Source organism: Niallia sp. HCP3S3_B10 (genome assembly GCF_052064465.1).
Taxonomy (GTDB): Bacteria; Bacillota; Bacilli; order Bacillales; family Cytobacillaceae; genus Niallia; species Niallia hominis.
Window position 1 is genome coordinate 1 of record NZ_JBQHVO010000137.1, and the last position, 1,418, is coordinate 1,418.

Here is a 1,418-nt window from a genome sequence, read left to right on the forward strand (position 1 = left end):
TGAGTTAATTTCATAATTCGAGCTTTTAAAGAAACACAGACTTACAGAATTTTATCTCCTATAAAATTTTTAAGCTGCTTGTTGCTTACTTAACTTACGGTTAATCCTATCTGCTCCTAACTTGGAAGCATTGTAAACAAGCGTTACGAGATCAAAATGGACTTTCGCTCTTTTCCCAGTACGATAACGAACATTGTTGAGCTGGAAATAACCTTTAAGATAGGCATTTACTCGCTCAACCGCTGTACGTCGTTTAAAGATGGTTTTCCAAGTTTTTGATCCACGGGCTGGTGCGGTATATCTTCTAAGATTGGTTGTGATTTTTACTTTGTATACTTTCTGGCAAAGACCATCATTCGCTAACGGACAGTCTTTACACTCTTTTGGACGTGTATATTTTAATGTTTCATACTGATGATCAAAGCTATCGTAACGGTAAGAATGCTCTCGAACACATGTAGGGGCGAAGTGCTTATCAAATCCAATAGGTTCGGGTTCATTCCGCTTATTATAAGCAATCACAGATTGATGCCCCATTCGATGAATTTGGGTATAAATCGCTTCAAAATCATAACCTGCATCCATTGTTTGATAACGCATGGAAGGAAACAAAACGTGTTCGTGAAGTCCTTTTAATAAAGGGATTGCAGCTTTTCCATCATTTAAATTAGCGGAAGATAGAAGAGATTGAAAGATATACTGACTCTTTGTCCCTACAGCTAAATGAGCTTTGTAGCCATACCAAAAAACATTTTTTCCTTGGCTGTTTTTCTTGATTCCCCATTGAGGATCTTGAGGAATTTCAGCTCGAAGTTCATCCAGAGGAATATCTAGTTGTTCTTCTATTTTCTTGTCATAAAGTGGAAGGTTGGCTTCCTGTTCTGCTTTTTCGATAAGCCATTGTTCACGCTCTTCTTTTGATTTACGTCCACGTTTTTTCGGTTCCGATTTTGGCTGTTCTTCCTTTGGAGGTGCTGCATCTTTGGCTAGTACATGAGTGGCATCAATGGCAACTGTGTCATCCTCCACAAAGCCTTCTGAAATGGCTTGATGGAGCAGTGTTCCTTGCACATTTTCAAGAACATCGGATTCACAAAGAACAGTAATCATTCTAGAATAAGCTGCTTCTGAGGGGATAGAGTCTGAAACTAAAAACCCACAGTCGAGACGAAAGATCATGTCATATTTTAACCGTTTCACTAAATCCTTAATAAACGGAATTCGCTCCGTAATTCTAGCGATGAGCGAATAAATCATCGCTGCATAGTTTAGCCCAACAGGCCTTCCAAAACGCGATTTCTTCGTTACCACAGCGAAGATCGGTTCGATGTCAATGGTAGAAAAAACAGCTTCAAACCGTTGGGTAGGTTCTAAATGATATAATTCTTGTAGGTCAAATAGGCTTCCTTGTCGTATAA

The 1,418-nt window shown here is 39.0% G+C and carries 1 protein-coding gene; it reads right to left on the reverse strand.

The features are described from left to right. Positions 1 to 69: 69 nt before the first annotated feature. Complete coding sequence (locus tag ACTNDN_RS24845) at positions 70 to 1,416, reverse strand: IS1182 family transposase (RefSeq protein WP_441132566.1); 1,347 nt, start codon at positions 1,414 to 1,416, stop codon at positions 70 to 72. Positions 1,417 to 1,418 lie beyond the last annotated feature (2 nt).